This is a genomic window from Nocardia sp. CWNU-33 (assembly GCF_046764895.1).
Lineage (GTDB): Bacteria > Actinomycetota > Actinomycetes > Mycobacteriales > Mycobacteriaceae > Nocardia.
Window position 1 is genome coordinate 1 of the sequence record NZ_JBKOQN010000077.1, and the last position, 9,468, is coordinate 9,468.

General features: G+C 66.6%; 9 protein-coding genes. 5 read left to right on the forward strand and 4 right to left on the reverse strand.

Annotation, left to right across the window (positions count from 1 at the left end):
* Nucleotides 1-736: 736 nt before the first annotated feature.
* The 3 genes from ACLMAL_RS39100 to ACLMAL_RS39110 all read left to right on the forward strand — a co-directional run bounded on the left by ACLMAL_RS39100 (nucleotide 737) and on the right by ACLMAL_RS39110 (nucleotide 3,375).
* Nucleotides 737-1,471: a hypothetical protein gene (locus ACLMAL_RS39100; protein WP_412003683.1), complete on the forward strand. Its 735-nt coding sequence runs from the start codon at nucleotides 737-739 to the stop codon at nucleotides 1,469-1,471.
* 102 nt (nucleotides 1,472-1,573) lie between these two features.
* A complete protein-coding gene (locus ACLMAL_RS39105; protein ID WP_406235798.1) occupies nucleotides 1,574-2,182 on the forward strand; it encodes a TetR/AcrR family transcriptional regulator in 609 nt (202 codons plus the stop codon).
* Nucleotides 2,183-2,190: 8 nt separating this feature from the next.
* Entirely contained in the window at nucleotides 2,191-3,375 is a 1,185-nt protein-coding gene (locus ACLMAL_RS39110; RefSeq protein ID WP_406235800.1) for an acetyl-CoA C-acetyltransferase, read from the forward strand.
* Between the two features lie 362 nt (nucleotides 3,376-3,737).
* Here ACLMAL_RS39110 and ACLMAL_RS39115 read toward each other — a convergent pair whose 3' ends face one another.
* The 4 genes from ACLMAL_RS39115 to ACLMAL_RS39130 form a co-directional block, all read right to left on the reverse strand.
* Nucleotides 3,738-4,829 carry an NAD(P)H-dependent flavin oxidoreductase gene (locus tag ACLMAL_RS39115; protein ID WP_412003684.1) on the reverse strand — a complete coding sequence of 364 codons (1,092 nt, stop codon included), beginning with the start codon at nucleotides 4,827-4,829 and terminating at the stop codon, nucleotides 3,738-3,740.
* Between the two features lie 64 nt (nucleotides 4,830-4,893).
* Nucleotides 4,894-5,652, reverse strand: a complete 759-nt coding sequence (locus ACLMAL_RS39120; protein WP_328408668.1) for a CoA-transferase — start codon at nucleotides 5,650-5,652, stop codon at nucleotides 4,894-4,896.
* Nucleotides 5,649-6,533 carry a CoA transferase subunit A gene (locus ACLMAL_RS39125; RefSeq protein WP_412003685.1) on the reverse strand — a complete coding sequence of 295 codons (885 nt, stop codon included), beginning with the start codon at nucleotides 6,531-6,533 and terminating at the stop codon, nucleotides 5,649-5,651. Before ACLMAL_RS39125 ends, ACLMAL_RS39120 begins: the two co-directional genes overlap by 4 nt.
* 4 nt (nucleotides 6,534-6,537) lie before the next feature.
* Nucleotides 6,538-7,314, reverse strand: coding sequence for an enoyl-CoA hydratase family protein (locus ACLMAL_RS39130; protein WP_412003686.1), 777 nt, complete (start codon nucleotides 7,312-7,314; stop codon nucleotides 6,538-6,540).
* A 74-nt stretch (nucleotides 7,315-7,388) separates the two neighbouring features.
* Between ACLMAL_RS39130 and ACLMAL_RS39135 the strand changes: the two genes are divergently transcribed.
* Together ACLMAL_RS39135 and ACLMAL_RS39140 are read left to right on the forward strand one after the other, a co-directional pair.
* A complete protein-coding gene (locus ACLMAL_RS39135; RefSeq protein ID WP_412003687.1) occupies nucleotides 7,389-8,186 on the forward strand; it encodes an SDR family oxidoreductase in 798 nt (265 codons plus the stop codon).
* A 49-nt stretch (nucleotides 8,187-8,235) separates the two neighbouring features.
* Nucleotides 8,236-9,147 carry an SDR family oxidoreductase gene (locus ACLMAL_RS39140; protein ID WP_412003688.1) on the forward strand — a complete coding sequence of 304 codons (912 nt, stop codon included), beginning with the start codon at nucleotides 8,236-8,238 and terminating at the stop codon, nucleotides 9,145-9,147.
* Nucleotides 9,148-9,468 lie beyond the last annotated feature (321 nt).

Below are 9,468 nucleotides of genomic sequence, written 5' to 3' on the forward strand. Positions count from 1 at the left end.
GGTAGTTGAGCTTGCGACTTTGGTTTAGGCGCTTAGGGGGCTGTAGGCGCTCAGGGGCTGTAGAGGTGGGATGCGCCCTGAACTCTGGTGCTCGGTCTCGCTTCGCTTGGAAGGTGTCATCGTGCCGGGTGGGGGCGTCGGTAGCTGAGCTTGCGACTTCGGTGGATGGGTCTCGGGCTGCTGTGGAGGTGGGACGGGGCTGCGGACTCTGGTGCCAGGTCTTGCTGCGCTCGAAAGGCGTCATTGTGCTGAGTGGGGGTGTCGGTTACTGAGGTTGCGACTTCGGTGGATGCGTCTCGAGCGCTTCCGGCATGAGACGGGCAGCGCACTCTGGCTCGGTGTCGCTGCGTTCGGACGGTGTCATCGCGCCGAGCCGGTGCGTAGGTAGCGGGGCGTGCGACTTCGGGTGGGGGCTTGGGTTGCGCAGGGGGTGGGTGGGCGGTGATCTCGAGTGGTGAGCCTTGCTGCGCGTCGAAGGCATCGAGCAGATAGGGGTGCCTCGGGTTGATGCTTGCGACCTTGCTGGATGCGTTTGTGTCTGCCCCAGGCGGCTGTGAAGGGCACGCGTAATACACGCCTTTTGGCGGCTGTCAGTGCTTGAATGCGATCGCATTCCGACCTCTGGGCTTTGCTGCGAAGCGGGCGTCTGATCAGGGAAAAAGGATGGCGCGTTGTGTCTGCGGGTGTGCCATGCTGAATGTGGTCGGATCCCGCACTCCCAAAAGAGGCGATGGTTATGGGCTTGGATCGCCCACTTGCCCGCGAGCAACTGGAACTCGAATTGGTGCGCGAAGTGGTACTGGCCAGGCGTCGCCTGGACAGCTTGGTGCTTGCCGCGTTGACGCTCGGCGCCGAACTCATGGACCACCTGTCCGAGCGGGCGACTGCGACACGGGCCGGGCAGATCCTGGAACGGTATGCCGTCGACGAGAGCGAAGTCGCGCGCGATCCGCGCGGCGCGTTGCGCTCGGATGTAGCCCGCGACAACGCACGGGCCTGCCGGATCGGGCTCAGCGTCGAGCCGGGTAAACCCGCCTCCGAACACGATCGGCGCAGACAGCGGCAGAAAGCGCTGCTGTGCGAGGTGCGTGCCGATCTGCTGGAGGTGGTCAGCAAGTGCAGGAAGTTCCGATTCGATCGCGTGACGTTCGCGGACGAGATCGCGCAGGGGCTGTGCGCCGCGACCGACAAGCTGGTGGTCGGTGCGGATATGGACACCTATCAAGCCTGGCAGCGGGGCATGGTGCTGAAGCTGAACGAGGTGCCGGCGCCCTTTGGGCCGCCACGGGTGATGGCGACCGTGGATGCCGGGCCAGGGCGCGGTCAGCTCATCGTCGAGTGGGACAGCTGTGAGCGCCGTCTTGCCCTGGTCGCGCGGATGGCACGCGCGGGGATCTCGCCTGTGGTGATCTGCGACCGGTTGCTTGCGGACCTGTCGGTCTCGTCGCCGCTGCGGTATTCGGAGCGCTGATGAGCAGGTGCGGCGTGGCCTGCACGGCCTGCCACCGGCTGTCGGAGTAACCGGAAGGCGTGTCGCCTCGACCAAGCAAATGCTTGGTTGTATTATGGCGACGTGACCGCACCAGACGCCTCGAAATCAGCACGGCGCAATGAACTGCTCGCACTGGCAGCCCAGCTGTTCGCCGAGCGGGGGCTGCGCGCGACCACTGTGCGCGATATCGCCGATGCGGCCGGAATCTTATCGGGAAGCCTCTACCACCATTTCGATTCCAAGGAGTCGATGGTCGACGAGATCCTGCGCGGCTTCCTCGACGACCTGTTCGGGCGCTACCGGGAGATCGTCGGTTCCGGGCTCAGCTCGCGAGACACCTTGGAAGCCTTGGTACTTGCCTCCTACGAGTCCTTCGACCGCTCGCATGCGGCCGTCGCGATCTACCAGGCCGAGGCCAAGCGCCTGCGCGGCTCGGAGCGGTTCACCTATATCGCCGACTACAACCGCGAATTCCGCGAGCTCTGGCACCGAGTACTGACCAACGGTGTGCAGGACGGCAGCTTCCGGCCCGAACTCGATGTCGAGCTGGCCTACCGCTTCCTGCGCGACACCGTGTGGGTCGCGGTGCGGTGGTACGAGCCGGGCGGCGCGATCACCGTCCAAAACCTTGCCAAGCAATACCTCACCATCGTGCTCGACGGGCTCACTGTGCCCGAGTCCACCAAGTAGGAGATTCCATGTCTGCACCTGCCCGCCGTCCCTACGCCCCGCTGCGCGATGCCTACGTGATCGACGCGGTGCGCACACCGGTCGGCAAGCGCAACGGCGCACTGGCCGCCGTGCATCCCGCCGACCTCGGCGCGGCCGCATTGCGCGGACTGCTGGACCGCACCCCGATCGACCCGGCGGTCGTAGACGATGTGATCGTCGGCTGCGTCGACAACATCGGCCCGCAGGCGGGCAATATCGGCCGTACGGCGTGGCTGACTGCCGGATACCCGGAGGAAGTCCCCGGCGTCACGGTCGACCGGCAATGCGGATCTTCCCAGCAGGCCATTAATTTCGGCGCCCAGGCCATCATGAGCGGCACCGCCGAGGTGATCGTCGCGGGCGGCGTGCAGAACATGAGCGCAATCCCGATCTCGGCGGCGATGCTCGCGGGCAAGGAGTACGGGTTCGATTCCCCCTTCGTCGGCGCCACCGGCTGGGATCATCGCTACGGCACCGGCGAAGTGTCGCAGTTCAACGGCGCGCAGCTGATCGCCGACAAGTGGGACATCAGCCGGGAAGACATGGAGCGCTGGGCTCTTCGCAGCCACGAACGGGCGCGCGATGCCATCAAGAACGGTCGCTTCGACAACGAGATCGTGCCCGTCGGTGACTTCTGGATCGACCAGTGCCCGCGCGAAACCACGCTCGAGAAGATGGCGTCACTGCCCGTGCTCGCCGAGGGCGGCACGCTGACCGCCGCGGTCGCCAGCCAGATCTCCGACGGCGCGAGCGCGACGCTGCTGGCCTCCGAATGGGCCGTCGAGGCATACGGTTTGAAGCCGCGCGCCCGTATCCATCACGTCAGCGCCCGCGGCGCCGATCCGATCATGATGCTCACCGGCCCCATCCCGGCGACCAAGTGGGCACTGGAGAAGTCCGGCCTGACCATCGAGGACATCGATGTGGTCGAGATCAACGAGGCATTCGCGCCGGTCGTCCTCGCGTGGCTGAAGGAGATCGGCGCGGACCCGGAGCGGGTCAATGTCAACGGCGGCGCAATCGCCCTCGGCCACCCGCTCGGCGCTACTGGCGCAAAGCTTTTCGCCACGCTCCTCAACGAGTTGGAACGCGTCAACGGCCGCTACGGTCTGCTCACCATCTGCGAGGGTGGCGGCACCGCGAACGCCACCATCATCGAACGCTTGGGCTGAGTTCCGCCGGCCTACTGACTAACCGAAGGCCGCCCCTTGGAACCGATTCCAAGGGGCGGCCTCGATCTTTGCGCGCACGTCCACCCCATCGAGATCGACAGGATGTCGTTGCGGCATCACACGGAGTGGCTGCATCACCATGTTCCGTTGACTGTGATGGGGCAGCATCGGCCGCCTGAAGCACCCAACGTGGGTCGAGGTCGCCCAGCGTCCCGAGTGCGATGAGCAGCCTGAAGAGTGGCACATGGTGCAGAGGTATTCCCAGCTGTTGCCGCAGCGGTGTGCCACTCGTGACGTACGAAAGGGCCGCCCCGGATCGTCAGGATCGGGGGCGGCCCTCGTAAATCGAAGGGGTGCTTCGGTCAGGGCGCGCTCGGAGTGACTTTGTGGTGCTCGGTGAGTGCGGTGATGGCGTCGATTCGTGCCACAGCGTCGACGATGATGCGGTCGATGAGTTCCTGGCAGGTGGGCAGGTCGTCGATGATGCCGGTGACCTGGCCTGCGGCCAGGACTCCCGCGTGGGTATTGCCCTCGACGAGGCCCGCGCGCAGCAGCATCGGAGTGTTGGCGGCCATGACGACCTGGGACCAGGTGAGGTCCTTGGCCTTTCGCATGGCCAGACCGTCGCGGATCATGGTCGACCACTTCATACCGGTCATGCCCTTGAACTTCGCCGCGTTGGAGACCGCGGCTGCCAGTCCGCGCCAGCGGCCCGAATGTTCCAGGCGCTGCACCAGTTCGGTGTTCAGTACCCGGTGTGGCATGCCGTCGACCTTGAGAGAGACGACGGTGTCCTGGAGCTGCCTGGCCAGGTACTCCTGCTTGACCGCGTCGGGCACCGTACTTTCCTGCGTGAGCAGGAATCGGGTGCCCATCGCGACGCCCGCCGCACCGTAGGCCAATGCCGCGGCGAGGCCACGACCGTCGAAGAACCCGCCTGCCGCGACGACGGGGATGTCCACTGCGTCCAGCACGGAGGGCAGCAGTAGCGTGGTGGCGACCGGGCCGGTGTGCCCGCCGCCCTCGCCGCCCTGCACGATCACCGCGTCCGCGCCCCACGAGGCGACCTTCACGGCATGCTTCGCTGCGCCGATCGACGGAATCACCACGACCCCGGCATCTTTCAGCTTGGCGATGAGGTCCTGTTTCGGCGCGAGCGCGAACGATGCGACCGCCACCTTCTCGCGGATCAGCAGGTCGATGCGCTCGCCGGCGTCGGTCGCGTCGGCGCGGATGTTCACGCCGAACGGTTTAGCGGTCTGCGCCTTGGTTTTCGCAATCGCCGCTTCCAACTCCGCGAAGGTCATGGTCGCCGAGGCGAGAATGCCGAGACCACCGGCGTTGGCGGTGGCCGACACCAGACTCGGGCCCGCCACCCAGCCCATACCGGTCTGCACGATCGGGTGCTCGATGTTGACCAGTTCGGTCAGCGGGGTTCGCAATGGTCCACTCATGACTCCACCTCCTCGACGCCGGGCTGTGCCCTACGCGCAGCACGCTGTATCACGATCGGCTCACTCATACTGGTACCTCCGACTCGCGAACCTTCTTGGGGTCGAGTACATCTCGGATCAACCGCAGCTGCTCGGCGGTGGGCAGCGGGGTCTCGCCCGCGTCGGCAAGTCCCGCGATCTCGAAGGAGGTGTTCTCGGCGACCTCGGCAGCGGTGACGCCCGGGTGCAGGCTGCGCGCCCGCATGGTGTGATCGGGGCCCTCGAAATCGAAAACGCCGAGATTGGTGACCACCCGGTGCAGGTGGTGGAACCGGAACGCCGGATTGGCCGGATCGATCTTGTCGTAGCCGACGCCGGACACGATGTCGACCGTGTCGACGAAGACCCGCTTCGTGTGCCGCGACACCCAGTAGCTCGTCGCATGGTTGATGGTGTTGCCCGGCGCGCCGCGCACCCCGAACATCTGCCTGCTCGGCTGTTGCAATGGGCCGAAGGCCGACAGGTTCTGGTTGCCGAACCGATCGATCTGGTTGGCGCCCATCACCACATGGCGGCGGCCGGAGGCCACCACGTCGAACACCCTGCGGAACGGAATCCAGCCCTCGATCGGTGACTTGCCGCCGATCGGGGGAGTGTCGGCGAACAGCAGCGCCTCGCCGTCGGAAAGCAGCAAGTCCGGCTCGGTGGTGAGCTTGGCCAGGCGCGCCCCGATGATCGACATCGGCGACATCGGGCTCGCCATGATTTCCCCTGCACCGCTGAATATCTCGGCGCACGCGACCGCGCAGATCTCGGCCCTGGTGCTGGTCTCGGTGCTCGTCACTTCGACGCCTCCTGTCCAAACTCACGAACGGCGGCCTGGTACTCCGCTTCGGAGACGGCCAGATACTTGTCGACGAACTGCTGCCAGGTTTCGGGCGTCTTGGCCGCTTCCACGTAGTGGCGCTGGAACTTCTCGTCACGGCCGTAGCTGTCGCCCGCCAAGGTGAAATGCGCGCCATTGGGCGCCTCGACGACGCCGTCGACCATCATCCGGTTGAGCAGCAGTGATTGCAGCGGAACGGTTTTCACGAGTTCTTCGGTTTCGACCACGCGTTCCACCGAGACGTAGCGGCGGTCGGCGGCCAGGCAGTACAGGTCGTCGAAGTACGGATCGACACCGGTGTAGCCGGCGTTGCCGTGCCGGTCGCCGATGTTCAGATGGACCAGCGCCGCATCGAGTTTCAGTGCAGGCATCGCGACGAGCGTCTCGGCCTTGCCGTCCGCGTCGGCGTACGGGGAGGTGACGGTCCGCAGTTCGCCGTCCCAGAAGTTGAGGACATCGGACCCGAGTCCGGCACGGATCGGCAGGAACGGCAGTCGCGCGGCGGCCGCTTCCAGCCCGCACTTGAGCATGCCCTCGTCCATTTCCCGCGCCACCAGCGCACCGGACGTGCGTGCCTTGGAGAACCACGGATCGTAGAACGGCGGCGAATCCAGCGACACGAAGCCGTAGTAGGCCTTGCGGACCTTGCCTGCCGAGCACAACAGCCCGAGGTCGGGTCCGCCGTAGCTGACCACGGTCAGGTCGGTGATATCCGAGCGCAGGATGGCCCGCACCAGGGCCATCGGCTTACGCCGGGAACCCCAGCCGCCGATGCCGATGGTCATTCCGCTGCGCAGTTCGCCGACGAACTCGTCGAGCGACATTTGCTTGTCCCGCATGGTCTTAGTTCCCCTTGTCCTCTGCTGCCTTGCGCGCCGCCAGATCGTCGTCGAAGCGGGCGCGGATCTCGTCCGCGACGCCTGCGAGGTTCAGCTCGAAGGTGAAGCCCTGCTCGAAGCGGTAGCTGCGGTGCACGTCCTGCACGTCGATGCCGTTGAGTGCGCGCTTTGCTGCGCGAATCACCCGGCCGTCTTTCGTCGCGATGTTCTTCGCGACTTCCATTGCGGCGGCATCGAGTTCAGCGCGCGGCACCACCTGGTACACCGAGCCGAAGTGCTGCAACTGTTGTGCGGTGATGGTGCTCGCGGTGTAGAACAGCGCCCGCATCAGGTGCTGCGGCACCAGTCGCGACAGATGGGTGGCCGCGCCGAGCGCGCCGCGGTCGACTTCGGGCAGGCCGAAGGTGGCATCGTCGGACGCGATGACGACGTCGGCATTGCCGACCAGCCCGATCCCGCCGCCGAGGCAGAAGCCCTGTACCGCCGCGATCACCGGAACGGGGCAGTCGTAGACCGCCGCGAACGCCTCGTAGCAGCCGTGATTGGCGTCGATCAGTGCCTGATGGCCGGGTGTGCGCTGCATTTCCTTGATGTCGACACCGGCGTTGAACCCGCGGTTCTCCGCGCGCAGCACGACAACCTTGGTCTCCTGGTCGCGCCCTGCCGCGCGGATCTCGTCGGCAATGGCGAACCAGCCGTCGGACGGTATGGCGTTGACCGGCGGGTAGTCGACCGTGACCACGGTGATGCCGGTTGATTCGGAGTGACGGTTGATCCCCATCGCATATCCCATCGTGCGTGCCGGATTAGCTCGGCGCATTGGCAAAGCAAGCAGTTGCTTGGTAGGTTAGCACGGTGGCACTCGAAATCGATCTCGCCGGCAGCGTCGTTCTGGTCACCGGAGGTGTGCGCGGGGTGGGCGCCGGGGTGAGCAAGGCTTTTCTCGCCGCGGGGGCGACCGTGGTGGCGTGCGCGCGGCGGCCGGCCGACAACCCGGTGCGCAGCGGTGGGCGCGAGATCGAATATCTGCCGTGCGATGTGCGCGCCGCCGGTTCGGTGCAGGTGCTGATCGACACGATCGTCGAGCGGCACGGTCGTCTCGACCACCTGATCAACAATGCCGGCGGCGCACCGTTCGCCCTCGCCGCCGAGGCGAGCAAGAATTTCCACGCCAAGATTGTCGAGTTGAATCTGCTTGCGCCGCTGCTTGTTTCGCAGGCAGCGAATGCGGTGATGCAGCAGCAGTCCGGCGGCGGATCGATCGTGATGGTGTCGAGCGTGAGCGGGCACCGGCCCTCGCCCGGCACTGCCGCCTACGGGGCCGCGAAAGCGGGCATGGACAGCCTCACCGCCTCGCTCGCGGTCGAGTGGGCGCCGAAGGTTCGGGTGAATTCGCTGGTCGTCGGCCCGGTCGAGACCGAACAGAGCCAGTTGCATTACGGCGATCAGGACGGCATCGACGCGGTGGGCGCGACAATCCCGCTCGGGCGGATGGCCGCGCCCGACGACATCGGCCGTTGCGCGGCCTTTCTTGCCTCCCCGCTGGCTTCCTACGTCAGCGGCGCGACGTTGCTCGTGCACGGTGGCGGGGAGCGGCCCGCTTTCCTTGCGGCGTCCAATGCGGTGGTCGGCGGACAGCGGGCCGACGCCTGACTTGGCAGATCTGACCTAGCAAGACAAATACGACAGAGGGACAACAGGTATGGACACCGAGCAGATCTGCGTCGGGCGCACCGTCATCGTCACCGGCGCGGGCCGTGGCATCGGCAGGGCGCACGCGCTCGCCTTCGCCGCCGCGGGAGCCCGGGTGGTGGTCAACGACCTCGGCTCGGCGCTCGACGGTGCGGAAACCACGGAGACACCCGCCGAACAGGTGGTCGCGGAGATCAAAGCGCTCGGCGGCGAGGCCGTCGCCAACGGCGACGACATCGCGGACTGGGACGGCGCCCGCAATCTCATCCGGCAGGCCGTCGACACGTTCGGCGGTCTCGACGTACTCGTCAACAACGCGGGCTTCGTGCGCGACCGCATGCTGGTCAACCTCGGCGAGGACGAATGGGACGCGGTCATCCGGGTCCACCTCAAGGGTCACTTTGCGACCATGCGGCACGCGATCGAATACTGGCGCGGCGAATCCAAGGCAGGTCGCCCCGTCGACGCCCGCATCATCAACACCAGCTCGGGCGCCGGCCTCCAGGGCAGCGTCGGCCAGGGCAACTACGGCGCGGCCAAGGCGGGCATCGCGGGCCTCACCCTGACCGCGTCCGCCGAATTCGCCCGCTACGGCGTCACCGTGAACGCCATCGCACCGGCCGCCCGCACCCGAATGACCGAAACCGTTTTCGCCGAAACCATGGCGGCCCCCGAAGACGGCTTCGACGCAATGGCCCCCGAGAACATCTCCCCCTTGGTCGTTTGGCTCGGCAGCCCGCAGTCCGCAGGCGTCACCGGCCGCATGTTCGAGGTCGAAGGCGGCAAAGTGGCTCTAGCCGACGGCTGGCGCCACGGCGTCGCCGTTGACCGCGGCGCCCGCTGGACCCCCGCGGAACTAGGCCCCGTAGTCGCCGACCTGATCGCCAAGGCAATTCCGGCGGAGCCCGTATACGGCGCCTGAGCATTGCCTGCCCCCGACTGCGCGCGCGAACCGACTCCGAACAGCGCGCGCCCAACCCAGCCGAGACGCACGGCGCACCTGAGGCGCACGCCCAGCCGGGCCTCGTAGCTCAGCCGCCGCGTGTGGCGTCACAGTGACACCCACCCACCCACCCACCCCACCCACCCCAGCCACCGCCGAGCGTAGTGAAATGGTGGTTCCAACCCCCTGCCCCAGCCACCATTTCACTACCCTCGCTCGAGAAGGGGTTCTCGAGAACAGCACCACAGCCAGATGACCACGCCGGAACTCGACACCGCGCACCTGGCCGCGGAAGGTAAG